Here is a 23,888-nt window from a genome sequence, read left to right as displayed (position 1 = left end):
GCCGGCGGGATGCAAGCAAGCACAGAAATGGTCGGGAAAGCCGCAATAAAATGAAGAAAGGCAAAGGGGTTACATCATGGAGAAACTGATTTTAAACGGCACCCTGGTCGACAGGGGAGAAGCAAGTGTTGATATTGAAGACCGCGGTTATCAGTTCGGGGATGGCATTTACGAAGTGGTCCGCGTATACGGGGGCAGGCTGTTTACAAGCGAAATGCATTTAAAACGGCTCTATTCAAGCGCGGAAAAACTTTCGCTCCACATTCCGTATACAATGGAGCAGCTGACGGCGCAATTGGAAGCACTGGTTGCGGCAAACCAGCTCCATACAGGGATTGTCTATTTGCAATTTACGCGCGGCGTCGCAAAACGGAAACACCATTTTCCGGAAACAAGCGAAACGACGTTTGTTGCATACACGAGTGAAATGGAAAGGCCGCTGGAAAAAATGAGAAAAGGCGTAAAAGCGGTGCTTGCGGAAGACATCCGCTGGCTGCGCTGCGACATCAAAAGCCTGAACCTGCTCGGCAATGTGCTCGCCAAACAAAAAGCTGCGGAAAATGGCGCTTATGAGGCAATCCAGCACCGCGGCGAAACAGTGACAGAAGGTTCATCGTCGAATGTATTTATTGTGAAAGACGGCGTGCTATTGACACACCCGGCAACGAACCTCATTTTAAACGGAATTACAAGACAAGTGGTCTTTGGCATTTGCGGGAAAGAAGGCATTCCTTTCCGGGAAGAGCCATTTACGGTAGAGGATTTGTGCACGGCGGATGAAGTCCTGATTACAAGCACGACATCCGAAGTGATGCCGGTTGTGGACATTGACGGTAAACCCGTTGCAGGCGGCACACCGGGCACGGTAACGTTAAAACTGCAGCATGCTTTTGATAGGGAGATTCATGCCCTTTCGGCTCAAGCGGTTCCGGGGGCGCCAAACTAAAAGAAGGGGCATTCCTTTAGCCGGAGAAACGGTTAAAGGAAGCCCCTGCTATTTTTGGAGCCTGGCCTCTTCTTCTCCTGCCGGTTCAAGCTCCGACATGCGGGCAAGCACAATCTGATGAAGAAACGGCTTTTTCAGTTCACAATACCCGCTTTTGTAAATAAATACGATTTCACAATTCTCTCCTTTGTACATGACATGGTCGCCAATCTTCACTCCAGCTCCCCCCCCTTAACATATTTATATACCCGATTTTGAAAAATAAAAACATGGAAAATGGCAGAAACCAAGTTTTGCACAGTATACCAGCAGGGCGGTTTTTGTTAAAATAAACACAAAACCATGATGGACAGGGGCGAAAAAAGCGATGGCAAACCATTATTTTTATGCCGTCATGCTGCCGGAAGCGCTCAAACAAAAATTGCAGCAGGCAACTGCCGGCATGAAAAGCAGCCTGCCGTTCCAGCGATGGGTGCACCGCGATGATGCCCATATTACCCTTGCTTTTTTGGGAGCGGCAGAAGAGGCGCAATTGGAAAAAGCGAACCGGCTGATTGCAGATAAAATCAGCACATTCCGCGTGCTGCCGCTTGTGTTCGACCACTTCGGCACTTTTGGAAAAAAAGACGAACCGCGCGTGCTCTGGGCAGGCATACAGGAATCGCAGCCGCTTTTTGATCTCGAAAGAATGGTGGCCGGCTGTTGCCTTGAAGCAGGATTTTCACTTGATCGAAGACCGTTTCACCCGCATATTACGCTGGCGCGGAAATGGGGCGGCGACAGGCCTTTTGCTGCCGGCATGCTGGACAGGTATTTGCCTGAACCGGTGCCTTTTTCGGCAGACCGGATCGTGCTCTACCGGACGAATCTCCATAAAACGCCAAAATACGAAATCGTGCAGTCTTTCAGGCTGGCTGATGCACAGAATTTGAAGTAAGGGAAAAGGAAAATGGGACAGTTATTAAAAATGCAAGACTTTGTATCACGTTATGAAACAGACTTAATCCGTTACACCAACCAGTTTATCCGGCTGAAAAAACAACAGTGGGAAAAATTCCGGGAAAACTGGGAAAACGGGCCGGAGGAAGAAGAGGAAGCGCCTGCGCCGGAAGAATCGCGCCAGGTCCTTTCCCGCATGAAACACTGGCTAAAAAGAAAAGATACGGCTGAAATAGAGGAGCAAGCCGCGCCGGTTTCCCCCGCGCCTCCCGGGGAATTGGATTTTGCCCCGCAGCTTGCCTTTTTGCCGGAGACGGAAGACCAGTTAAAAAAATTATTTCTCGACCAGCTGTTCCGTTTCCAGCTGAAATGGGCCAGTTCCACTTTGCTGCAACAGTCCGAAATCCCGGCTGTCCTTTATTTTGACCCGGATTTAAAATACTTTTTGCAAAGATTTCCGGATACATTTTTATTGATGTACCGGCCAGTTTTTTCATTCAAAAAAGCTGTTTTGGAAATGGAACATCTTTTGATTTCGCCAATGGCGGTGTGGTGTATTGCCTTTGTGGAAAAAGAAAAAGATGCCGTCTTTTTCGGGTCGAACGGCCGTTTCTGGAAGAAGCGGACAGCCAGGAACGAAGAAAAGATTTTAAATCCGGCCATTGCCCTCGCGCGGACGGAAAAAATCGTGCGCAGCATCCTGAAACGGCATGATATCACGTTTCCGGTCGAAAGGGCGCTCATTTGCCGGAACGGGTTTATCCAATGGCCGGATGCGCCGGACGGCCTCCATATTCTTGACAAACGCCCGCATGCCGAATGGTTCCGGCATCAGCGGAATTTGCGCTCGCCGTTTAAATATATGCAGCTGAAGGCGGCGCAAGTGCTGCTTAACGAATGCCTGGCTACAAATACAAGTTCCGGAAACAGCGGGGCTGCCCGTGGCGGGGGCGGGGAATAAAGCGGGTTGTCCCTTGCAAAAATTTGTTCTGCAGCATTGGAAAATTATTGGCATACAAAAAGCCGCCTTACCGGCATTTCAACACTTTCGGGAAACCCGGGCCCGTGCCAAACCAAAATTGCGCTTGACGAAAAAAGTCAAAAAGCGATAAAATTTACTGAAAGGTGGCTATTGTGAATGATACTTGCCAATAGCTGTCTTTTTTTGTTTTTGTCTCCGTTTGCCGCGTTGAAAAATCGGCAGCTGCGGATTTTTCAGCTTTACAAATCCTGCTTTTCCTGGCTTTATAACAGGGACGCAAAGTTTCGTCCATTTTATATCGCTGTTTTTTCATCGGTGTGAGGTTGACTTACTGAATTTGAAGGTGAATATGTTGGAAGATATATTAGGAAAAGGCTGGGAGATCATGCCGGCAGGGGGGGCGACAGGAGAAGCCTTCTATGCCAAATACCAGGAACAATCCCTCTTTTTAAAACGGAATTCATCGCCGTTTCTGGCTGTGTTATCCGCTGAAGGCATTGTCCCGAAGCTTGTCTGGACGAAAAGGCTTGAAAACGGCGACACCATCACTGCCCAGCAGTGGGTGGAGGGCAGGGAACTAAAGCCTTACGAAATGGAAGAAGAACGCGTTGCTAGGATGCTGAAAAAAATTCACGACTCAAAACCGCTTTTAACGATGCTGCAAAGGCTCGGGCTGGAATCGATGGAGCCCGAAAACATGTTGCATGATCTCAAATCCGGCGCAAAAGGGGAATGGCCCGATGCACCGGGTGTTTTGGATGCCCTTGAATTTCTCGAACGCGAACAGCCGAACGTTGCATACGGGGATTGTGTCGTCTGCCATGGCGATATCAATCATAATAACTGGCTTTTATCAAACGAAAATGAATTGTTTCTGATCGATTGGGACGGACCGCTGATCGGCGATCCGGCAATGGACATCGGCATGCTTCTGTACGCTTACATTCCGCCCGAAAATTGGGGAAGGTGGCTGCGCCAATACGGCACGGAAATGACCGCGAGTCTTTCGCTCCGGATGAAATGGCATACCATTTACCAGGCGATCGTGATGATTTGCTGGCATAAAGAAAAAGGCCGGTACGAAGAAATGCAGCACTGGCTTGATTTTTTGCAGAGTGTGCATGGCGGCGTGAAAAAATAAGAGAAGGCTCATCCGCGTTTGCCCGGGACTGCTTTTACAGGGGCTTTAGAGAACGCTGGCTGCGGGCTTATTGCTTTCAAAAAAAGAGTGCCTTGTGTTTCCCGGTTTCGAATGAAAAAGAAGAGAAACCGGGTGATGGTTTCTCTTCTTTTTGCCGCTCCTCATTCTTTAAAAATAGGTGTTCAGCTGGTCAACCCATTCCTCAAGCTTGTTTTGGTGGGCTTCAATATGGTCGTCCAAATGCTGTGCATATTTTCCCGCCTGGCTGTAGCTGTAAACATCTGTCAGCGTTTGTTTCATATCATTTGCGACAGCCGGATTGACGAGCAATGATTTGACCAGCCTTTCCAATTGTTCACATTCTGAAACAGATCCACAGCAGTCTGTTTGATGATCGTACAAAATATCCGTCAATAAGGTTAACTGGTCGCGATGGCTGAGTGCCAAGTGGAACACATCCTTCACTTGAGATATGCAGCTGTTGACATGTGCATGAAGGTCTTGCGCCGGTGCCTCCATACATACTCTATTGTTTAACCTGCCTCTTTTTTTATGCAGGCAGGCCTGGCTTTTGTCAAAAAATATAAGTTGGGGTGTTTTTATGAGATTACGGAATAAGCCGTGGGCGGAAGAAAAATTAAAGAAGTACCCGCAATTCGTCGTACCGGACCCGGAAAAATGGCGCGGCCATTGGCAAGCGCTGTTTGGAAACGGCAACCCGCTCCATATTGAAATCGGAACAGGGAAAGGCCGGTTCATTTCCGAAATGGCGGAACAGCATCCCGAAATCAATTTTCTCGGGATCGAAAAACAGCCGAGCGTGATCGTGTCTGCGCTCGATAAGCTGATTGAAAAGAACAGCCCGAATGTAAAACTGTTGAATGCAGACGGTGCACGGTTGCGGGAATTTTTTGCAAAAGGCGATGTCGAACGGATTTATTTGAATTTTTCCGACCCGTGGCCGAAAAAACGCCATGAAAAACGGCGGCTCACATACCGCACTTTTTTGCAGCTGTATGAAGACATTTTGGCGGACGGCGGGGAAATTCATTTAAAAACCGACAACCAGGGCCTGTTCGAATACTCGCTGCAAAGTTTTTCTGAATATGGCCTGCTGTTAAAAAATATCAGCCTTGATTTGCATCGCAGTGATTTTTCCGGCAATGTCATGACGGAATATGAAGAAAAGTTTTCCGCACAAGGGCAGCGCATTTACCGCTGTGAGGCAAAATACCGCAACGCGCCCGGTGCACTGCAAGGATAATGGCAGTGCGGGGCGCTTTTTTTGCATCGCGGCAGGGGAAAACGCAACGTTATTTTCAATTTTTTGCACGAGGAACAGGCTGGGAAAACGCAATGGCATTTTCAGTTTTTTGCACCGTGCAGCAGGCTGGGGAAAACGCAACAGCATTTTCAGTTTTTGGCATTACGGAACTGGCGGGGGAAAGCCGCAGGGCAAAGCGAGCAGGGAGGATTGCCTTTTTTCGTCCCGGCACAGGCAGGAAAATGGGAAATGGCGGCGAATCCTTTTAAATGAAATCGATTACAGGAGGGAAAAGAATGGAACATTTAACAGTCGGTGAAATGACCCTTTACTGGCTCGATGGCGGCGTCACGCATCTGGACGGCGGGGCAATGTTCGGCGTTGTCCCGAAACCGCTTTGGTCGCGGAAATATCCATACAATGAAAAAAACCAGATCGAACTTCGGACAGACCCGATATTTTTTCAGCTGAACGGGAAAAACATCCTCATTGAGTCCGGCATTGGGAACGGAAAACTGACAGCAAAGCAGAAGCGGAATTACGGCGTCACAGAGGAGTCGCAGATTGACCGCGCATTAAGCGCATTCGGGCTGGCACGTGAGAATATCGACATTGTCCTGATGACGCATTTGCATTTTGACCATGCATGCGGCCTGACCATGCCGGATGATACAAAGGGATATGTCCCTTCATTTCCAAATGCGGCCATCTATGTATCTGAAACGGAATGGGACGAAATGCGCCACCCGAATATCCGTTCAAAAAGCACGTATTGGAAGGAAAACTGGGAAGCGATCCAGCATCAGGTACAAACGTTTAAAGAAGAAGTTACTATTGAAGGCAAAGTCCGGATGGTACATACAGGCGGGCACAGTGACGGGCATGCGATTGTCATGGCGGAGTCCGGCGGCGAAAAATGGATCCATATGGCAGATCTTTTGCCGACGCATGCGCACCGCAACCCGCTTTGGGTGATGGCTTATGATGATTACCCTATGACCTCCATTTTTCAAAAACAGAAATGGATTGAAGAGGCGATCCGGGACAATGCCTGGTTTGTATTTTACCACGACGCTGTCTACCGGGCGCTAAAGTGGGATACGGACGGGAATATGGCAGAAAAAGTGGAGCGTGAAAAAACGCCCGTATAAAGCAGCAAAAAAAACGGTGAACAAAAGGTCCGCCGTTTTTTACTGCCGCGTATGGAAAACGATCTATGCACATATTTTTCTTGCATGGCCATAACCCCCTGCGGCTTCCTGCTAAACTGGCCGGTATTGAGAAGGGCGGCATGAAACCCCGCCCTTAAACCGATTCTGCTTACTGTCCGGTACAGAGCCGGCATGAAAAACCAGCCCTAAACCGGGATATCCGGAACAGAGCCGGGTTTAAATTAAGAAACCCGTGCGCATAGAGCCGGCATGAAAAGCCAGCCCTAAAAGGATGCTGCTTTTCCAGCCATCCGGCACAAGCCGGTTTACAAAACCGGGTCCTTACAGATCTGCTTTTCCGTTAAATCGGATAGACATCGAGGACGGTGCCGGTTTTGGAGTCAGCAATAAACTCATACTGCTTCTTCTCCCCGTCTTTTGTAAGCGAAACCCCGCCTTTATAAACCCTCGTTTTAAACGGATATTTTTCATAATCTTCCTCTGTCATTTGAATCCAGGAACCGTCAATCGGCCCGTTTTCTTTAAACGCTTTCTTGACTTTTGCAAGAACGGTTTCTGCGGATACGTTAACGGTATGGTGCAATGTTTCATTTACGGCATACCCGGCGGCTGCGCCCACTGCAATTCCGGCTATAAAAGTTTTCCAATTCATAAGTGCCCACCCTTTCATTATTTAGTGCATCTAATATTTCACCTAGCTATCATTATACACTGAAAAAGCAAAGAAAGATAACGATCGGAAAATTTGAATAAATCAGCTTTTTCAGATCGGGCGCCTCTTTTTCCGCGCCAACACTTCTGCCTTTCGAGAAAAATTTTACCACACAGACATTTCTTTGCAACGGCCACAGGCTTTTGTCCCGGGAAAAACGTCCGGTTTTGCGGGGGACAGCGTTTTGTAACAAATTTGCCACAAATTGGTGGTATAATATGTTGGAAAATCGGGAATAGAGTATAAGCTTCAATGGCTTCATCACTTGGCTTGAGAAGTGTTGATATATCCGGCAGATGGAAAAACAGGGGGAAGAAAGCATGGGCTTTAAGAAAAAACAATATGCAGGGTTCGGCGTGATACTCGCTTTTATGCTTGTCACGGCTGTCGTCATGCTCGTTTCCATGAACCATATGAAAAAAAACATGTCTGAAATCGTGCAGGACCGCTATATGAAAGTAAAAATGGCAACGGAGATCCAGCTGCTGTTTTCGCAGTCCGACCGGGAACTTTTAGCCATTATCAATGATGAAAAAGCAAGCGGCACGGAAACCGCCATTCAAAATATTACGGCTAACCGTGCAAAAATCGAATCAAGGCTGAACCAGCTAGACAATATATTAAACCATAGCCAGGCAAAGAATATTTTGGCAAAGCTCCAAAATGAATTTGCTTCCTATACGGAAACGGAAGAAACGATTATCAATGATGCACGGCACAATAAAACGGTGCCGTCCGGGGTGATTTCCGACTATCAAACGAAGCGGAGCCATTTAACGGCATACATTACCGATTTTAAAAATTTCCAGGAAAACTTGATGTCGAAAGCAATGAAAAATGCCAGCCAGCTGGAAAAAAACTTGCTGCAGATGATTGTCGTTTCTTCCGGGCTGATGATTGCTGTTATGCTGTTTATTGCTTACTGGATTGTATCGGGAACGGGGAAAAGCTTAAACAACATCTCAAAAGTAATGGCGCATATCAATTACGATGACCTTACGTCACTGCCGCGGGTGGATGTGAAGACAGAGGATGAGATCGGAGAAATCGCCGCGGCTTTTAACCGGATGGCCGCATCGCTTGAACAGGCAAGCCAGAAAGAAAAAAATTATATCGAACAAATATCGGAAAGAAACTGGATGCAGACGACGCTTGCCGAAATGGCGACGATGTACCAGAATATTACCCATATCAACACGCTGGCGGAACGGTTTATTCAAAAAGCCGTACCTGTTATGGCAGCCTCGATGGGTGCCTTCTACTTGAAAAGAGGAGAAAAAACAAAAGCCGAGTTTGTTAAAATTGCCGCTTATGCGGAAGACCGCGGAAATCCGGGCCGCGAAACATTTTCATACGGGGAAGGGCTGGCCGGCCAGTGTGCACTGGAAAAAGAGAGCCGGGTCATTACCGATGTTCCCGAAAATTATTCGCTCATTTCGACCGGGTTAGGTGAAGCGAAACCGCGCAGCATTTTGATCGCGCCTGTTATTTATGAAGAAGAAGTGCTGGCGGTTTTGGAACTGGCAAGCCTGGAGGAGTTTACGCCGGCTGAGCTTGAGCTCATTAAGCAAATTAACCATACACTCGGGATGGCGATTAACAGTGTCCTGAGCAGAATGGAGGTCGAGCGGCTCCTGAAAGAATCGCAAATGATGACGGAGGAGCTGCAGGCCCAATCGGAGGAATTGCAATCGCAATCGGAAGAGCTGCAGGCCCAATCAGAGGAATTGCAGTCGCAGTCTGAAGAATTGCGCATGATCAATGAACAGCTTGAGGAACGGACGAAAGAAGCGGAAAAAAGAGCGCATGAACTGGAAAAAACAAAGCAGCAGCTGGAAGAAAAAGCAGATCAGCTTATCCAGAGCTCGCAGTATAAATCTGAATTTCTTGCGAATATGTCGCATGAACTGCGGACGCCGCTCAACAGCATTCTGCTTCTTTCCGAAATGCTTGCGGATGAATCGGAAGAGGGCAATCTAACCGAAGAACAAAAAGAATTTGCCCGTGTGATCCATTCATCCGGCAGCGACTTGCTCAATTTAATTAACGATATACTTGACTTGTCCAAAGTGGAAGCCGGGAAGATGGAAATTGTCATTGAAGAGACGAACACCCGCGAATTACCGGTGTATGTCGGCAATCAGTTTGCTTATTTGGCAGAGCAAAAAGGGCTTGAACTGAAGATTGATGTCGATGATAATGTGCCGGATTTGATTTATACCGACCAGCGGCGTTTCCAACAAATCGTGAAGAACCTGCTTTCAAATGCCGTCAAATGTACGGAAAATGGTTCGGTAACGTTCCGGATGCGCAAAGTGGGCGCAGAAACAGCCGGAAAATACGTGAAAACCGAAGGCGCAGATTTTTGGCTGGAAGTGGCTGTGCAAGATACGGGGATCGGGATTCCGGAAAAGAAACAGGATCTCATTTTTGAAGCCTTCCAGCAAGGGGACGGCGCAACCGGCCGCAAATACGGCGGCACGGGACTCGGTTTGTCCATTTGCCGCGAATTTGCCCGCTTGCTCGGCGGCACGATCCGTCTCGACAGCACTGTCGGAAAAGGCAGCACGTTCATTTTGTATATTCCAAGCCTGCCAAACGGGATGGCCGCCACGGAAGAAGTGCCCGCGCCGGAAAGCGAAGCGGCGCCGGCATTGCTGCGTGAAGAGGACCAGCAGCCGGGCGAAGAAGAATCAGCCGGCCAGGCGTTCCGGAATAAAACCGTGCTGATTTGTGACGATGACAACCGGAATATTTATGCACTGAAAAAGGCGCTGTCAAAAGAAGGCATGAAAGTGCTTGTGTCGCAAAACGGTTTCGAATGCCTGGATATGCTGGACGTTCACAAAGAGGTCGACATCGTCCTCATGGATATTATGATGCCGGGCATGGACGGTTACGAAACGATGCAAAGAATCCGGGAGAACGATGCATTTGCGGATTTGCCCATTATAGCCCTGACAGCAAAAGCGATGAAAGGCGACCGGCAAAAATGTCTGGATGCCGGCGCAACAGATTATATCAGCAAGCCGCTGAAGATGGACCAGCTGTTGTCTGTCATGCGGGTATGGCTGCCGCAAGAGTAATTGGCAGGCTGAGGGAAGGAAGCCCGTGAAAAAGCATGCTGTAAGTAGGGGATAAAGGGATTCCTCACGAGGATTGTTCTATGTAAAGGGAGGCCGCAATTTAGCGTGGTTTCTTCCCGCAGGAATGCTTTTTTAGTGAAGGAAGCCCGAAAAATTTCGTTGCTTTCTTAGCCGCCTGTCCGGAATGGATGCTTCCTTCTACAATTCAATAAGCCCAAACTTTAGGATGATGGAGTGCAAAAAGCGTGAAAAAAAACCAACTAACAGATGATGACATCAGGAAGCTTGAAATGGATATGCTGCTATTTGCCATTTACCGGATATCAGGCTATGATTTCCGCCAGTATGCCCGTTCTTCCATTGAAAGGCGGGTTACGCACCGGATGCGGCTCGAAAATCTCCCGAGCATCAGTGCGCTGATCGAAAGGGTGATCCATGAACCCGAATTCCTTGAAGTGTTGCTAAACGATTTGTCCATTCAAGTGACAGAAATGTTCCGGGATCCGGACTTTTTTGCCGCCTTCCGTGAAAAAGTCGTCCCGGAATTAAGGCAGTACCCGGAAATCCGGATCTGGCATGCAGGCTGCTCCTCTGGTGAAGAAGCCTACTCGATGGCCATTCTTTTGGACGAAGAGGGGCTGCGCGAAAAAACGAGAATTTATGCAACCGACATGAATGAACGGGTGCTGCGCCAGGCGGAAAGCGGCGCCTTTTCGCTTCATAAAATGCAGATATATACAAAAAATTATTTCCAGGCAGGTGGGAAACGGGAATTTTCCTATTATTACACGGCGGATGCCCAGCATGCCTATTTCAACAAGAGCCTTGCGGACAATATCGTCTTTGCCCAGCACAATCTTGTCACGGACGGTTCGTTTAATGAGTTCCATGCCATTATTTGCCGGAACGTGATGATCTATTTTGACCAAAACCTTCAAAAAAAAGTTTTGCGATTATTTGATGAAAGCTTAACGAACCGGGGGTTTCTCGGGCTCGGCCATAAAGAAACCGTGCTGACGATTGATACGGAAGGAAAGTATGAGGTTTTTGACAGAGATGAAAAAATTTACCGAAAAAAAGCATAATCCATTTGCAAAAAACGGCGGGGCAATATGACCCCGCCGTTTTTCATTGCAATGGATCCGGCAAATAGCCGGATCCATTGCAAGTGATATAAGCGCGCGGAAAGCTGCATCGCACAGAAAAAGCCTGATTTTCCGTTTTTAAGCAAAACAGTGCGTGCTGAATGGAACCGGTCGTTTTTTTACGGCATCTGCGCAAGGAGCCTGAACGGGCACAACACATCCGGCCAATGGGACCAGCACTCAATTTGCCTGAACGAGCACAACACACATATCATCCGGCTGTTGTTCTTGCTGTTCTTTGGCAAGGATAGCATCCAAGGGGGAAGCGGCCTTTTCCGGAGGCCAGGCGGACGAGGCGAGCTGTTGCAGGATGTTCAGGCCGTCGCGGCTGTCCGAATCGAGTGCTTCCATTACGCCGTCTGTAAATAAAAGGAGCTGCAGGCTTTCATGGTAACGGAGCACCTGCTTTTCCACTTCCAATTGCGGGAAGAAGCCGACAGCACATCCGCCTTCCGAAAGCGGCACGACTTCCTTTTCATCCACGAGGGCGAAAGCGGGCGGGTGGCCGGCATTCACATATTCAACCGTTTTGCCGGCACAGTCAAGCACAAGGTAGATCGCCGTAAAATAATGCTGCATCCCGCCGTCCTTATTCAAGTAACGCATCAGTTCGTTTAATTTCTGCATCACTGTTTCAGGGTCTGCCTTGCTTTGCATTAAATCCCTTAATTTGGAAGAAATAAACATGCAGACGAGCGATGCCGAAATGCCGTGCCCCATCACATCGAGTAGCATGAGGCTGTAGCGGTGGTCATCTATTTTATACCAGTAATAAAGATCACCGGCCAATTGATGTGCCGGTTTGTAAGAAGATGTAATGGAAAGGCAGTTTTCTTTGATCGGTTTGCTCAAAAGCGTGCGCTGAACCTGCATTGCAAGATCGAGCTCGTCTTTTAAATGTTTCTCCTGTTCCGTATGCCAGTCTTTCTCCTCTTTCAGGCGAAGTGCCACTTTAAGGCGGGCGATCAGCTCGACTTTGTTGATCGGCTTTGTAATATAATCGATTCCCCCGGCGTTTAACGCTTCCGCCAGTTTCCGGGCATCATCAAGCGCGGTCAGGAAAATGACGGGAATATCACGGAAACGCGGCGACTGCTGCAGCATCCGGCACGCTTCAATCCCGTCAATTTCGGGCATCATAATATCCATCAGAATACAGTCGGCAGGCGGTTTTGGAGCATGTTCCTCTTCCAGATGCAAATAAGCGAATAATGCTTTAGCCGAAGTGAAAGATACATATTGATCATATCCGGCATTTTTTAAAATTTTTTCTATGACAAATAAATTTACTTTATGGTCATCTACAATTAAAATGGTCATGAAGTCTACCCCTTATGTAAAAAATCCATTTCCCGCAAACTGATCAACTTTCATTATACCGGGAAAGCCGGGTGATGAAAAATGAAACAGCTCTGCCGTTACGGTATAATAAAAAGCAGAAACAGAAACTGGAGGGTTAACCATGCAGGAATTGCAATCAATGGAAGATTTTAAAAACTTGAAAGAAAACGGGGCGCACATTTTTTTGTTCTCAGCGGACTGGTGCCCGGACTGCCGCTTTTTAGACCCGTTTATGCCGGAAATTGAAGAAGCATACAGCGATTATACTTTTGTCCATGTTGACCGCGACAAATTTTTGGATTTATGCGCGGATCTCGATGTATATGGCATCCCGAGTTTTGTCGCATTCCGGGACGGCAAAGAAATCGGCCGTTTCGTCAGCAAAGACCGGAAAACAAAAGAAGAAGTCGAAAAATTTATCGAAAGCCTTGCCTGAATCATCGATGCCCATGCCGCATGGAACGTGGCATCACCCGAATGCACGCGCATATTTTCAGGAAAGACAAAAAGCAGGCCGGATTTCCCCCTCTTTGCGGATGGGGGATTTTTCCGTAGCCGACGATAAAGGAGGTGCCAGCCGGAAAATGGATACGAAACAATTAAGGCGGGAACTGGAAAAAAGGCTGGAGAAAAAAGGCCGCATTTTTTCCTATGACCGTGAAAAAGATATACTCCGGGTCGAAAATGAAGACACGCATCAGGGACTCAATATTTCCCTGCCGGAGATTGCCGCCAAATGGGTCTCCCAAAAAGAAGAAGCGATTGAAGAAGTTGTCTATTATGCGGAAGAAGCGCTCGGCGTGATGGGGAAAAACCATTCACTGCATGGCCGGGAAAAAAGTATTTTTCCTGTGATCCGGTCTACTTCTTTTCCGGCAGAAGCCCCGGGAGGCATCCCTTTTTTAACGGATGCGCACACGGCGGAGACGCGCATTTATTACGCGCTCGACCTCGGGAATACGTACAGGCTGATCGATTTTCAAATGCTGGAGCGGGAAGGATGGAGCCCGGAACATGTCCGGGAAACGGCGCGGTTTAATTTGCGGTCGCTTTCCACGAAAATGAAAAAAGACACTGTCGCCGGGAATGATTTTTATTTTTTAAATACGAATGACGGCTATGATGCGAGCCGGATTTTAAATGAAAAGTTTTTGCAGGAAATGTCTGTAAAAACGGAAGGGGAGATGGTCCTCGCCGTTCCCCATCAGGATGTTTTCATTATAGGTGACATCCGCAATGAAACAGGTTATGATATAATCGCGCAAATGGCGATGAATTTTTTTGCAAACGGCCATGTGCCGATTACAGCCCTCTCATTTTTATATCAGGACGGCGAACTGGAGCCGGTCTTTATTTTGGGCAAAAACCGGAAGTCTTGAAAGGAGTACGTTTATGAATGTTTTTTACAACCGCGAAGGCATCGGCGATACATTGATTGTCATGATCAAAGAGACGGAGCATGCCGCTTATGAAAAGAGGGGCACTGTCGCCCGCATTTATGATGAAAAGACAAAAGAAACAGTCGGGTTCAATATTTTCGAAGCATCCCGGTACGGGGGGTTTGAAGGAAGCGGCCCCGTGAAACTGACGGAAGCTTTGGTCGACAAGCTGAACGGAATTCTCGCCGAAAATGGGTTCAATGAAAAACTTGACGCCGATCTTTCCCCGAAATTCGTTGTCGGGTATGTAAAAGAAAAGGAAAAGCACCCGGATTCCGACCATTTAAGCATCTGCCAGGTTGACACCGGCACTGAGACATTGCAAATTGTCTGCGGCGCGCCGAATGTGGAAGCCGGGCAAAAAGTAGTGGTTGCAAAAACAGGCGCTGTGATGCCGAACGGGATGATCATTAAAGATGCTGTCCTGCGCGGTGTGGCTTCAAGCGGCATGATCTGCTCGGCGCGTGAACTCGGGCTCCCGAATGCGCCGCAGAAAAAGGGCATCTTAGTGCTCGACGGGCAGTACGAAGTCGGAAGCGAATTTCCGCTGCCAAAATAAAGCCGGGATGGCAAAAAAGGGCGCATCACGCGTGATGCAGCCCTTTTTTACTTATCTTGATCCATTCGGAAAGACACGCTGGATGGTATCGTTAAACTGGTTAAAAAATCCTGAAATCGGGCGGCCATTCCGGATGTCGTTGACGTAATCACTCATCTGGTCAAAGAAATCCGGGTTTTCGGAAATGTACACATCATTGATCGATGGATCGGTTTGCTTGACGACTTTTGAAATTTTGTTTTTCAATTTCTTGTCAAGTTTGTCGTTGTTTTGGTTCCTTTCCAGCAAGACAGCCACATAAGCATTGTCATTCGTGGCGATGACGTGCGCTTGTGCCACCTCTTTTAAATCCTCAATGCTGCGCGCAATACGGTTGGCCACCCGGACATTGTTGTTGTTATTATTGTTGTTGCCGTTGCCATTATTGTTCGTCAAATTGGCGTTGTTGATCCCCTGTGTACCCCGTGTATTATTCGTCAAATCAGCGCCGTTATTGCCGTTTGTTCTTCCTGTATTGTAACGGACGTTATTGTAACGCACATCATTATTGTCGGCTGTGTCGTTATATCGTACAGGCCGTGCATTGTTGCGGGTGCCGTTATTGTCGCCGGTGCCGTTATTGTTTCCGCATCCCATTAACAGCCCGGATGCAAGCCCGATGCCGAGCAATGCTTTTGCGATCTTCAATCCATTCCCTCCTTCAAAAAGATAGTATCACTCATAATGTGCCTAACCCCGATTTTTTTATGCTGGCGTGCCTGTGTTAAAAAATCCCTCGAAAAACATGTGTTTCCTTTGTATAATGGAAGGTGAGAGGAATTTTTGAAAGGCTCTTCGGACGCATGAGCATAGGAAAGAGTGATGAATTTGAGCTGGATTAAAAAAATGGCAAAATACTTCAAAGATGAAAACGTGCACGAAGAGGCCCCGGATGCGGCCGGGCTTTACCAGGCACGCCCGGAGAAAATAGATACCCGTGTGGCTTATCATTATCCGAAAAAACAGTTTCGTTTTCCTGTGATTCCGGATCAGGAAGGGGCACGCCGGAAGACGACTGAAAAACCGGAAAAGCAGCAACCGCGGGCAAAAAAACATCGTCCGGATCCACGGCCAGAACGGGGAGAAAAGGTGCAAAAAGGCCATCCTTTCCGGCCGACGGACATCCCTTCCCCGGTCTTTGGATTCAAACGGCCGGCAAATGATTTGCCTTCGCAAGAAGAAACAACAGTGTTGGAATACGAGCTGGAAGATCATTATAAAAAGGATATCCATCTATTCGATATGGCAAAACTGCAGCAATCGCTTGATTTTGCAGAAAATCCGGGCACGGACGGCGAAGGGAACCCGGCAGAACCGGAACACGGCATCCAAATGGCGGATCAATGGTTCGAAGAGGAACAAACTGATTTACCGGCAGATCAAGCCGGGCGCACAACAGCGGATCAGGCGGAAAAGGGCGAATCTGTCCAAACGGAAACAGGGCACGGCGAAGATTCGCCAGGTGCGGCAGATGAAGCCGCAGGAACGCCGGAATCCGAAACGGCATACAGGCTAGAAGTACCCGGCGCAATTCCGTCTAATGAATCGGAACAGCCGAAAGTGAAAACGTCGGAATCCGGCCCGGCAAGTGCGCTGCCAAAAGAGGATGCGGCGGCCATTTCTTCTGAAGAATCCGGTGCAAACCCGGCAGATGAAGCAGAAAAAGAAACAATGGCATCCTATCCGGCAAGTGAACCGGCAAAAGGGAAAGCGGAAGAGACCCCGGCGTCCGCTTTGGAGAATATGGAGCCAGAACAATATAGCATAGGAACGCCGGAATCTGGAGCAGCAGACGGATTGGAGAAAACTGACATAAGCCTGGCGGATGAACCGGAAACAGGGAAAGCCAGCCTGGCAAGTGATCCTGGAAAAGTGGAATCCGAAGCCGATCCGGCAAACAGACCGGAAACAGGGAAAGCCGCGGCTGTTTCTCCGAAGGCAAGCATGGCGGACCTTGCAAATGAACCGGAAAAAGTCTCTTCGACATATGCTTTGGAAAAAGCCGAAAAAAATGCAGGAAATGAACCGGAACAGCGGCATACGGAAACGGCGGGCATTTCTCCGTCATCCGGCGAAGCAACAAAAACGGAAGGACGCCCGAGAAAGCATCTGCCGTTTAACGTGCTGATGCTGAAACAGGATCGCCGGAAGATCACAGAAAAAAAAGAGGCCCCGGTTCCCCGGCCGGAACAGGAAAACCCGGCCGAAAACAGTCGTGAAAAACCGTTTTCTTTCCCGCCGCTCTCGTTGCTGGAGCCGCCGGTAAAGCAGACCCGGGATGAGGGGTGGATCCAAGAACAAAGCTATACGCTGGATGAGGCACTTGAAAATTTCAATGTCCGCGCGAAAGTGGTAAATGCAAGCCAGGGGCCTTCCGTTACCCGGTTTGAAGTCCAGCCTGAACCAGGCGTAAAAGTCAATAAAATCACCAATCTGAACGACGACTTAAAATTAAGCCTCGCTGCGAAAGATATCAGGATCGAAGCGCCGATTCCGGGCAAGCATACGGTCGGCATTGAAATCCCGAACTTGAAAAGCCGCCCTGTCCGTTTGCGTGAGATTATCGGCGATCCCGTATTTCAAAACAGCAAATCCCCGTTGACGGTTGCGATGGGCCTGGATATTTCCGGAAAACCGGTTGTAACCGACCTGCAAAAAATGCCGCACGGGCTGATTGCAGGCGCCACCGGATCGGGAAAAAGCGTCTGTATCAATTCGGTGCTTGTTTCGCTTCTGTATAAAGCGGCGCCGCAGGATTTGAAACTGCTCCTGATCGACCCGAAAATGGTGGAGCTTGCGCCATATAATCAGATTCCGCATCTCGTCAGCCCGGTCATTACAGATGTCAAAATGGCAACAGCGGCATTAAAGTGGGCGGTTGAAGAAATGGAAAGGCGTTATGAATTGTTTGCCCATGAAAGTGTACGCGATATTCACCGTTATAATGAAATGGCCGCCCGTACCCGCAGGTTTTCCGAAAAGCTGCCGTATATTGTCATTGTCATCGATGAGCTCGCTGATTTAATGATGACCTCGCCGGGGGATGTGGAAGATGCCATCTGCCGGATTGCGCAAAAAGCGCGCGCCTGCGGGATTCACCTGATTCTGGCGACACAGCGGCCGAGCGTGGACGTCATTACCGGCTTAATCAAGGCCAATATCCCGACGCGCATTGCTTTTTCCGTCTCTTCACAGGTCGATTCGCGCACCATTATCGATATGAGCGGGGCGGAAAAGCTGCTTGGAAAAGGGGACATGCTGTTTTTGGAAAACGGTACTTCCAAACCGGTCCGGCTGCAGGGCACTTTTGTGAGCGACCGTGAAATCGACGATGTTGTGTCATATGTAAGGGAAGCTGCAACGCCTGAATATTTGTTCCAGCCTGAAGAATTGCTGAGACAAACGGAACCGGGCGAAGAAGAAGACGAGCTTTTTCCCGACGCCTGCGAATTTGTCATTCACCAGGGCGGGGCGTCCACGTCACTTTTGCAGCGCAATTTCCGGATCGGCTATAACCGGGCTGCCCGCCTGATTGATATGATGGAGCAGCAGGGGATTATTTCCGGGGCGAAAGGAAGCAAGCCGCGGGATGTTTTAATCACGAAAAGCGAATTGATGCAAATGCAGGAAGCAGAAAGCAGAGAGTGATGGTTTTTCCTTATAGCCGGCAGCTGTTTTGGCAAGGATAGTGGAAAAAGGGCATGAAGAATGCGGATGTGAGCTGCCCTTTCCGGCTTCCGGCGGGCTGCGGGCAAAATTCCGCTTTTTCATGTTCACGGCTGCCTGGAAATGATATAATGATGAAGTATGATTTTTTTATGATGGGCATGAAGGCGGCCGTATAAAGCCTGTACAGCTGCTGTGGAAACATGCCTTATCGCACATGGCGGGTTTTTATCATATACTGCATACATATAGACATTGTTGGAGGTTCTATTATGACTGTATACCATTTCGTAGGGATTAAAGGATCGGGCATGAGCGCACTGGCACAGATCCTGCATGACATCGGATACGAAGTGCAGGGGTCTGACGTGGAAAAGCGCTTTTTTACCCAGCAGGCATTAGAAGATGCCGGCATTAAGATCCTGCCTTTCAACCGGGAAAACATCCGCCCCGGCCTGACGGTGATTGCCGGCAATGCTTTTCCCGATACGCACGAAGAAATTGATGAAGCGATGAAACGCGGTATTCCTGTGATCCGTTACCATAAATTTCTCGGTGAGTTTCTGAAAAATTTTACGAGCGTTGCTGTAACAGGCGCGCACGGCAAAACATCGACTACCGGGCTGCTTGCCCATGTCATGCATGAGATCAAGCCCACTTCCTATTTGATCGGGGACGGAACGGGAAAAGGGGTTCCGGGAGCGGAATATTTTGTATTTGAGGCATGTGAATACCGGCGCCACTTTCTTTCCTACCATCCGGATTATGCGATTATGACCAATATTGACTTCGACCATCCGGATTACTATGCGAACATTGACGATGTCTTTTCCGCTTTTCAAGAAATGGCGCTGCAAGTCAAAAAAGGCATCATCGCTTACGGGGATGACGAGCAGCTGCAAAAAATCCAGGCAAAAGTGCCGGTTGTTTTTTATGGCTTTGAAGAAGGCAACGATTTTCAGGCAAGAAATATTGTGACGGAGCCGCAAGGAACGAAATTCGATGTGGTGGTCCGCAATAGTTTTTACGGAACGTTCGAAATTCCCTCCTTCGGGAACCACAATGTGCTGAATGCGCTCGGGGTCATCGCCCTCTGCCAATACGAAGGCATCGAAAAAGAAGCGGTTAAAACGCATTTAAAAACATTTCACGGGGTCAAACGCCGCTTTACGGAAAAAGAAATCGGCACGCAAATCATCATTGATGACTATGCCCACCACCCGACCGAGATTAAGGCAACCATTGATGCCGCGCGGAAAAAATATCCGGAAAGAGAGCTTGTCGCCGTATTCCAGCCGCATACTTTCAGCCGCACGCAGGCATTTCTTACAGAGTTTGCGGAAAGTTTAAACCTTGCAGATCGGGTTTTTCTGTGCGATATTTTTGGCTCGGCGCGTGAACATCACGGAAAGCTTTCTATTTACGATTTGCAGGAAAAAGTCGGCGGATCGCAAATTATCAAGGAAGAGGACATGTCCCCGCTTCTTGGCATTGAAAACAGTGTCATCCTCTTTATGGGTGCCGGGGATATCCAAAAGTACCAAAAGGCATACGAAACATTGCTGCAAAAGCATGTAAGCCGGTAAGGCAGAGGCATTGTCCGAAAAACAGGCGGGCAATGCCTCTTTTTGTTATGAGATTTGTCAAGCAGAAAATGTTTCCATTTTTGTTGGCATAAGGCGGCCGTTATGCGAAAATAAGGGTGGTACCCGCAAAGATTTCAACCCCCAATTGTTTAAGGAAGGCAATTTGGGGTAATTTTATTGTACATGGAGGTGGTAACGAAAGATGAAAATTATCCTGTATTTGAGCGTGGCGCTAATTGCTGTTGCATTCCTCATTCTGGTCATCGCCCTGACGAGGACATTGAAATCATTAAGCAAAACATTGGACAACTTGTCGGATACGGTAAAGGGCCTTGAAGGGCAGATGCACGGCATTACAGAGGAATCTACAAAATTACTAGAAAAAACGAATGTGCTGGTTGAAGACATCGAGCATAAATTGGAAAGGCTGAACAGTGTCGTCTATGCCGTGGAAGATATCGGTGTTTCCGCCCAGCAACTGAGCCAGACGCTACGTAAAGTCACAACATCGATTGCTTCGGCCGTCAGCAAAAGGCAGGACAAAATTGCACAGGCCGTGCAATGGGGCGCTGCGCTGAAGGAAATAAAAGATAGATGGTCGGGCAAAAAAGGTGCAGGCACGAATGAAACCCATCCTGTCCATGCCCAAAACCCTATCCCGAAACACCTTCTTGAAGAACCGGCCCGTAATGATGAAAGGCTGCTCCAACGGGTAAGAAATTCATAAACTGAAGGAGGAATTTACATGTCTGAAGAACAAATGTCCACGAAAGATTTTTTGACTGGTGCAATTGTCGGCGGTGTTGTCGGTGCTGCGGTAGCGCTTATGTTGGCGCCGAAATCAGGGAAAGAACTTCGGGAAGACTTAAGCGGCCAGGTGGAAACCATCAAAGGAAAAACAGACGGCTGGCGTGAATTTGCGACCGAAAAAGGCACCCAGCTGGCTTCGCAGGCTGCTGAAAAAACAAAACAAGTACGCGATTTTGCCGTGCAGAAAGGCAGCCAGCTGAAAGACAGCGCCGTCCAGACCGCGCAGCAGGCAAAAGATAAAGCCGAAACGGATATGGGAGATGTAAACCAGCAAAGTTCAAATCCAGGCAGTTCCTCATCGGCCGGCGAGTAACGACGCAAAAAAAAGCGGCATGTCTGCCGCTTTTTTTTGCGCTTTTCAGGCGGCAAAACAGAACAAGACGAATGATACGGGCTAAGAGCCTGCCCCTTTTTGTGCGCTTTTTTTCAGGCCGAGCGGGAACCTTTTCCGAAAAAAACATATAAAACAATAACAGGACGGTTGTTGCTTTAGTACATAAAAGCGTTTATCCAGTAAAGAATTTTTCCGTGACTTTTTAAAATGAATCGATTATAATAAGTGCAATCACTTGTAAACTTTTATGGCAACAGGCACCGGCAACAAAATGAGATAAGGATATTGACAGAGAGGATGAGAGGTACGTGGGGAACAGAGAGCTTGAACAATTGCGGAAAGAAGTTGAAGAAGTAAACTTAAAGCTGCTGGAGTTGATCAACAAGCGGGGTGAGCTCGTCCAGGAAATCGGGAAACTGAAAGAAGCCCAGGGCGTAAGCCGCTATGACCCGATCCGGGAACGCGAAATGCTGAATGCCATTATAGAACATCACGATGGCCCGTTTGAAACGTCTACCATTGAACATTTATTTAAAGAGATTTTTAAAGCGGCCCTTGAACTGCAGGAAGATGACCACCGGAAAGCATTGCTTGTTTCGCGGAAGAAACAGCCGGAAAATACAATTGTTGACATTAAAGGCGAAAAAGTGGGCGACGGCAACCCGCATTTTGTATTCGGCCCGTGTTCGGTTGAATCGTACGACCAGGTTGCGGCTGTTGCGGCATCCGTAAAAGCGAAGGGGCTGAAACTGCTTCGCGGCGGCGCCTACAAACCGCGCACCTCTCCGTATGATTTTCAGGGGCTTGGGCTTGAAGGCCTGAAAATTTTAAAGCAGATTGCCGATGAATATGATCTCGCTGTGATCAGTGAAATCGTGACACCTGCTGATCTCGAAAAAGCGGCCGATTACCTCGATGTAATCCAAATCGGCGCGCGCAATATGCAGAATTTCGAGCTGTTGAAAGCGGCAGGTTCCATCCAGAAGCCAATTCTCTTAAAACGCGGGCTCGCGGCAACGATTGAAGAATTTATCAATGCCGCTGAATACATTATGTCAAGAGGAAACGGACAGATTATTCTTTGCGAACGGGGCATCCGGACGTACGAACGGGCGACCCGCAATACGCTCGATATCACGGCGGTTCCGATTTTAAAACAGGAAACGCATTTGCCGGTATTTGTGGATGTGACCCATTCGACAGGGAGAAGGGATTTGCTCCTTCCGGCTGCCAAAGCGGCGCTTGCGATCGGCGCGGACGGTGTGATGGCGGAAGTGCACCCGGATCCGGCAGTCGCGCTTTCGGACGCCGCACAGCAAATGGATTTGAAACAGTTCGATGCGTTTTATCAGGAAATCCAATCCGCCTTGCCGGCGAAAATATAAGGATCTGCATCCAGCCTTCTGCCTTGCAGAAGGTTTTTCTTTGTGGCGCTTTTTCAGTTGGCTACATTCTGTTATAAAACGTTGAATCCGGATGGTTGGCTAAATTCGTTTGTGAAGAATGTGGCAATTTTGTGTCAAACCTTGCAGGAAGTTTTTGCCTGGCTTATCATATATGGTATAATGAGAAGTCTAATGAACCGATAAAAGTGTCGAACGCGATCGTGTTTGGGCATTTTTTTGTACGATACACCAGAGGAAAAAGCCTTACATTTCTATGTTTAAGACAGACTGATTGGTGAAAACTATGAACAGGACTTGTATATTGGAGAGTGATTGAAAGATGAATATTACGATTTATGATGTTGCCCGTGAAGCCAACGTTTCCATGGCAACGGTCTCGCGGGTCGTTAACGGAAACCCGAATGTGAAACCGACAACAAGGAAGAAAGTGCTCGAAGTGATCGACCGGCTCGGCTACCGCCCGAATGCGGTTGCGCGCGGCCTCGCCAGCAAAAAGACGACAACCGTGGGCGTCATTATCCCGGATGTGTCGAATATGCTGTATGCGGAACTTGCCCGCGGGATTGAAGATATCGCGACGATGTACAAATACAATATTATTTTAAGCAATTCCGACCAAAATAAGGAAAAGGAACTGCGCCTTTTGAACACGATGCTCGGCAAACAGGTGGACGGCATTGTGTTTATGAGCGGGAATATTACGGAAGAGCATATTGAGGAATTTGAAAAATCTTCAGTCCCGATCGTACTCGCCGGGTCGATTGAACCTACGGGGAAAATTCCGTCCGTTAATATCGATTATAAAAAAGCGACCATTGAAGTGATCAGCGAATTTGCCAAAAAAGGCCATAAGGAGATTGCATTGGTAATCGGGCCGCTGCATGATACGGTCAACCGCGAATTGCGCCTGGAAGGATACAAAGAAGCGCTCCGTAACGCAGGCATCGAATTCAATGAGGATTATGTGCTGGAAGGGGACTATACATATGATTCCGGCATAGAAGCATGGCAACGGCTTCAGGAATTGGACAAGACCCCTACGGCCGTGTTTGTCGGAAACGATGAAATGGCGCTCGGCGTAATCCACGGCGCCCTTGATGCCGGCGTCAACATTCCGGAACAGCTGGAAGTCGTTTCTTCCGATAATACGCGTCTCGCTGAAATGGTGCGCCCGCAGCTGACTTCCGTTGTCCAGCCGTTGTATGATATCGGTGCTGTTTCCATGCGGCTTTTGACGAAATACATGAACAAAGAAACCGTAACGGAAAACCAGGTCATCCTGCCGCACCGCGTGGAGTACCGGAATTCGACAAAATAAAAA

Annotated in this window: 22 protein-coding genes; 17 read left to right on the top strand and 5 right to left on the bottom strand. The window is 48.3% G+C overall.

Going from position 1 to position 23,888, the window contains the following annotated elements; all coding sequences use genetic code 11:
- Window positions 1–76: 76 nt before the first annotated feature.
- Entirely contained in the window at window positions 77–946 is an 870-nt protein-coding gene (gene dat / locus NSQ19_RS10180; protein WP_340702805.1) for a D-amino-acid transaminase, read from the top strand.
- 48 nt (window positions 947–994) lie between these two features.
- Here the strand turns inward: dat and NSQ19_RS10175 are convergent, their stop codons facing one another.
- On the bottom strand, window positions 995–1,162 hold the full coding sequence (locus NSQ19_RS10175) for a hypothetical protein (protein WP_019720672.1): 168 nt from the start codon (window positions 1,160–1,162) through the stop codon (window positions 995–997).
- Window positions 1,163–1,313: 151 nt separating this feature from the next.
- On the opposite strand from NSQ19_RS10175, the gene thpR reads away from it, so the two are divergent.
- The 3 genes from thpR (at window position 1,314) to NSQ19_RS10160 (ending at window position 4,008) form a co-directional block, all read left to right on the top strand.
- Window positions 1,314–1,883, top strand: a complete 570-nt coding sequence (thpR, locus tag NSQ19_RS10170; RefSeq protein WP_061567094.1) for an RNA 2',3'-cyclic phosphodiesterase — start codon at window positions 1,314–1,316, stop codon at window positions 1,881–1,883.
- A 12-nt stretch (window positions 1,884–1,895) separates the two neighbouring features.
- Window positions 1,896–2,846 (top strand): NERD domain-containing protein, encoded by a 951-nt coding sequence (locus NSQ19_RS10165; RefSeq protein ID WP_340702804.1) that lies wholly within the window; start codon window positions 1,896–1,898, stop codon window positions 2,844–2,846.
- Window positions 2,847–3,216: 370 nt separating this feature from the next.
- Complete coding sequence (locus NSQ19_RS10160; protein WP_315958573.1) at window positions 3,217–4,008, top strand: phosphotransferase family protein; 792 nt, start codon at window positions 3,217–3,219, stop codon at window positions 4,006–4,008.
- 168 nt (window positions 4,009–4,176) lie between these two features.
- Here the strand turns inward: NSQ19_RS10160 and NSQ19_RS10155 are convergent, their stop codons facing one another.
- Complete coding sequence (locus NSQ19_RS10155) at window positions 4,177–4,455, bottom strand: YtzH-like family protein (protein WP_258921291.1); 279 nt, start codon at window positions 4,453–4,455, stop codon at window positions 4,177–4,179.
- Window positions 4,456–4,609: 154 nt separating this feature from the next.
- On the opposite strand from NSQ19_RS10155, the gene trmB reads away from it, so the two are divergent.
- Window positions 4,610–5,272, top strand: a complete 663-nt coding sequence (gene trmB, locus NSQ19_RS10150) for a tRNA (guanosine(46)-N7)-methyltransferase TrmB (RefSeq protein ID WP_026104714.1) — start codon at window positions 4,610–4,612, stop codon at window positions 5,270–5,272.
- Between the two features lie 296 nt (window positions 5,273–5,568).
- Window positions 5,569–6,423: a YtnP family quorum-quenching lactonase gene (locus NSQ19_RS10145; RefSeq protein WP_061567097.1), complete on the top strand. Its 855-nt coding sequence runs from the start codon at window positions 5,569–5,571 to the stop codon at window positions 6,421–6,423.
- A 361-nt stretch (window positions 6,424–6,784) separates the two neighbouring features.
- Here NSQ19_RS10145 and NSQ19_RS10140 read toward each other — a convergent pair whose 3' ends face one another.
- On the bottom strand, window positions 6,785–7,096 hold the full coding sequence (locus NSQ19_RS10140) for a PepSY domain-containing protein (RefSeq protein WP_061567098.1): 312 nt from the start codon (window positions 7,094–7,096) through the stop codon (window positions 6,785–6,787).
- Between the two features lie 380 nt (window positions 7,097–7,476).
- Between NSQ19_RS10140 and NSQ19_RS10135 the strand changes: the two genes are divergently transcribed.
- Window positions 7,477–10,242, top strand: coding sequence for a hybrid sensor histidine kinase/response regulator (locus NSQ19_RS10135; RefSeq protein ID WP_340702803.1), 2,766 nt, complete (start codon window positions 7,477–7,479; stop codon window positions 10,240–10,242).
- Window positions 10,243–10,487: 245 nt separating this feature from the next.
- Window positions 10,488–11,327: a CheR family methyltransferase gene (locus NSQ19_RS10130; RefSeq protein WP_340702802.1), complete on the top strand. Its 840-nt coding sequence runs from the start codon at window positions 10,488–10,490 to the stop codon at window positions 11,325–11,327.
- A 240-nt stretch (window positions 11,328–11,567) separates the two neighbouring features.
- On the opposite strand, the gene NSQ19_RS10125 is transcribed toward NSQ19_RS10130, so the two are convergent.
- Window positions 11,568–12,707: a fused response regulator/phosphatase gene (locus NSQ19_RS10125; protein WP_340702801.1), complete on the bottom strand. Its 1,140-nt coding sequence runs from the start codon at window positions 12,705–12,707 to the stop codon at window positions 11,568–11,570.
- A 142-nt stretch (window positions 12,708–12,849) separates the two neighbouring features.
- Here NSQ19_RS10125 and NSQ19_RS10120 point away from each other — a divergent pair, with 142 nt between their 5' ends.
- The 3 genes from NSQ19_RS10120 to ytpR all read left to right on the top strand — a co-directional run bounded on the left by NSQ19_RS10120 (window position 12,850) and on the right by ytpR (window position 14,726).
- Window positions 12,850–13,164, top strand: a complete 315-nt coding sequence (locus NSQ19_RS10120; RefSeq protein ID WP_013859987.1) for a thioredoxin family protein — start codon at window positions 12,850–12,852, stop codon at window positions 13,162–13,164.
- A gap of 148 nt (window positions 13,165–13,312) precedes the next feature.
- Window positions 13,313–14,107: a DUF1444 domain-containing protein gene (locus NSQ19_RS10115; protein WP_061567105.1), complete on the top strand. Its 795-nt coding sequence runs from the start codon at window positions 13,313–13,315 to the stop codon at window positions 14,105–14,107.
- Between the two features lie 13 nt (window positions 14,108–14,120).
- Window positions 14,121–14,726 carry a YtpR family tRNA-binding protein gene (ytpR, locus tag NSQ19_RS10110; RefSeq protein WP_340702800.1) on the top strand — a complete coding sequence of 202 codons (606 nt, stop codon included), beginning with the start codon at window positions 14,121–14,123 and terminating at the stop codon, window positions 14,724–14,726.
- A 51-nt stretch (window positions 14,727–14,777) separates the two neighbouring features.
- On the opposite strand, the gene NSQ19_RS10105 is transcribed toward ytpR, so the two are convergent.
- Window positions 14,778–15,413 (bottom strand): YhcN/YlaJ family sporulation lipoprotein, encoded by a 636-nt coding sequence (locus NSQ19_RS10105; protein ID WP_340702799.1) that lies wholly within the window; start codon window positions 15,411–15,413, stop codon window positions 14,778–14,780.
- Window positions 15,414–15,587: 174 nt separating this feature from the next.
- On the opposite strand from NSQ19_RS10105, the gene NSQ19_RS10100 reads away from it, so the two are divergent.
- The 6 genes from NSQ19_RS10100 to ccpA all read left to right on the top strand — a co-directional run bounded on the left by NSQ19_RS10100 (window position 15,588) and on the right by ccpA (window position 23,885).
- A complete protein-coding gene (locus tag NSQ19_RS10100; protein WP_340702798.1) occupies window positions 15,588–18,413 on the top strand; it encodes a DNA translocase FtsK in 2,826 nt (941 codons plus the stop codon).
- 290 nt (window positions 18,414–18,703) lie between these two features.
- Window positions 18,704–20,017 (top strand): UDP-N-acetylmuramate--L-alanine ligase, encoded by a 1,314-nt coding sequence (gene murC / locus NSQ19_RS10095; protein ID WP_061575937.1) that lies wholly within the window; start codon window positions 18,704–18,706, stop codon window positions 20,015–20,017.
- Window positions 20,018–20,219: 202 nt separating this feature from the next.
- Window positions 20,220–20,744 carry a DUF948 domain-containing protein gene (locus NSQ19_RS10090; RefSeq protein WP_019720690.1) on the top strand — a complete coding sequence of 175 codons (525 nt, stop codon included), beginning with the start codon at window positions 20,220–20,222 and terminating at the stop codon, window positions 20,742–20,744.
- An 18-nt stretch (window positions 20,745–20,762) separates the two neighbouring features.
- Window positions 20,763–21,140 carry a YtxH domain-containing protein gene (locus NSQ19_RS10085; protein WP_061575939.1) on the top strand — a complete coding sequence of 126 codons (378 nt, stop codon included), beginning with the start codon at window positions 20,763–20,765 and terminating at the stop codon, window positions 21,138–21,140.
- A gap of 329 nt (window positions 21,141–21,469) precedes the next feature.
- A complete protein-coding gene (locus NSQ19_RS10080) occupies window positions 21,470–22,546 on the top strand; it encodes a bifunctional 3-deoxy-7-phosphoheptulonate synthase/chorismate mutase (RefSeq protein ID WP_017553447.1) in 1,077 nt (358 codons plus the stop codon).
- 340 nt (window positions 22,547–22,886) lie between these two features.
- Entirely contained in the window at window positions 22,887–23,885 is a 999-nt protein-coding gene (gene ccpA, locus NSQ19_RS10075; RefSeq protein WP_133536247.1) for a catabolite control protein A, read from the top strand.
- Window positions 23,886–23,888 lie beyond the last annotated feature (3 nt).

The sequence above is a fragment of the Weizmannia sp. FSL W8-1119 genome (assembly GCF_038008605.1).
In the GTDB taxonomy this organism is placed as follows: Bacteria; Bacillota; Bacilli; order Bacillales; family Bacillaceae_C; genus Weizmannia; species Weizmannia coagulans.
This window is presented reverse-complemented; position numbering and strand designations above follow the sequence as displayed.

Excerpts from the sequence above, each read along its gene's own strand:
- dat (WP_340702805.1), top strand. The coding sequence starts at position 77 with ATGGAGAAACTGATTTTAAACGGCACCCTGGTCGACAGGGGAGAAGCA.
- thpR (WP_061567094.1), top strand. The coding sequence starts at position 1,314 with ATGGCAAACCATTATTTTTATGCCGTCATGCTGCCGGAAGCGCTCAAA.
- NSQ19_RS10165 (WP_340702804.1), top strand. The coding sequence starts at position 1,896 with ATGGGACAGTTATTAAAAATGCAAGACTTTGTATCACGTTATGAAACA.
- NSQ19_RS10160 (WP_315958573.1), top strand. The coding sequence starts at position 3,217 with ATGTTGGAAGATATATTAGGAAAAGGCTGGGAGATCATGCCGGCAGGG.
- trmB (WP_026104714.1), top strand. The coding sequence starts at position 4,610 with ATGAGATTACGGAATAAGCCGTGGGCGGAAGAAAAATTAAAGAAGTAC.
- NSQ19_RS10145 (WP_061567097.1), top strand. The coding sequence starts at position 5,569 with ATGGAACATTTAACAGTCGGTGAAATGACCCTTTACTGGCTCGATGGC.
- NSQ19_RS10140 (WP_061567098.1), bottom strand. The coding sequence starts at position 7,096 with ATGAATTGGAAAACTTTTATAGCCGGAATTGCAGTGGGCGCAGCCGCC.
- NSQ19_RS10135 (WP_340702803.1), top strand. The coding sequence starts at position 7,477 with ATGGGCTTTAAGAAAAAACAATATGCAGGGTTCGGCGTGATACTCGCT.
- NSQ19_RS10125 (WP_340702801.1), bottom strand. The coding sequence starts at position 12,707 with ATGACCATTTTAATTGTAGATGACCATAAAGTAAATTTATTTGTCATA.
- NSQ19_RS10120 (WP_013859987.1), top strand. The coding sequence starts at position 12,850 with ATGCAGGAATTGCAATCAATGGAAGATTTTAAAAACTTGAAAGAAAAC.
- NSQ19_RS10115 (WP_061567105.1), top strand. The coding sequence starts at position 13,313 with ATGGATACGAAACAATTAAGGCGGGAACTGGAAAAAAGGCTGGAGAAA.
- ytpR (WP_340702800.1), top strand. The coding sequence starts at position 14,121 with ATGAATGTTTTTTACAACCGCGAAGGCATCGGCGATACATTGATTGTC.
- NSQ19_RS10100 (WP_340702798.1), top strand. The coding sequence starts at position 15,588 with ATGAATTTGAGCTGGATTAAAAAAATGGCAAAATACTTCAAAGATGAA.
- murC (WP_061575937.1), top strand. The coding sequence starts at position 18,704 with ATGACTGTATACCATTTCGTAGGGATTAAAGGATCGGGCATGAGCGCA.
- NSQ19_RS10090 (WP_019720690.1), top strand. The coding sequence starts at position 20,220 with ATGAAAATTATCCTGTATTTGAGCGTGGCGCTAATTGCTGTTGCATTC.
- NSQ19_RS10085 (WP_061575939.1), top strand. The coding sequence starts at position 20,763 with ATGTCTGAAGAACAAATGTCCACGAAAGATTTTTTGACTGGTGCAATT.
- ccpA (WP_133536247.1), top strand. The coding sequence starts at position 22,887 with ATGAATATTACGATTTATGATGTTGCCCGTGAAGCCAACGTTTCCATG.